We start from the raw sequence: 495 nt of genomic DNA on the forward strand, positions 1-495 counted from the left end.
TCCCACGCATCGCTCGGGGCACACCCCCAACGATGCCGGTGTTGTCTCTACGACAGCACCCACGCACAATTCCTTTCGGACGTTACGCGAGGAGTGACGTCTCTGCTCGTTTGTGACCGGTAACGCAACGGCTTCTGTTACAGCCTCAAAGCTTCAGCTGCCTCCTTACGAGCGGCTGAATTGCTTCTACGATCGCATGTCCGCACCCCGGATATTGTGAAAAATAGGCACAAGATATTTTCCCAGTATGTCACACGTTCCAGATATGCCCTCCCGCCGGAATTTCCTCGCAGGAGTGAGCGTCGTAGGTGCTGTCGGGGTGGCAGGCTGCGTCAGTTCGGTCGACACAACGACAGGACGTGTTTTCGTGAAATCAATCAATGTCGAGGCGACCGCTTCCGATGGGAACGCGACCAGAATCGACCTACTCACCGTGCTGTTCGAACGCTCGGAGAATGTCCTCCACGGGCAATATGATCCCGAATACGTCGGGTC

The 495-nt window shown here is 56.0% G+C and carries 1 protein-coding gene; it reads left to right on the top strand.

Annotated features, from left to right (window positions below; genetic code table 11):
* Positions 1 to 265: 265 nt before the first annotated feature.
* Positions 266 to 495: twin-arginine translocation signal domain-containing protein (locus EXE42_RS16720; protein ID WP_158293774.1), on the top strand; the 230-nt coding region annotated here is incomplete at its 3' end.

This window comes from Halorubrum sp. SP3, assembly GCF_005435195.1.
Taxonomy (GTDB): Archaea; Halobacteriota; Halobacteria; order Halobacteriales; family Haloferacaceae; genus Halorubrum; species Halorubrum sodomense.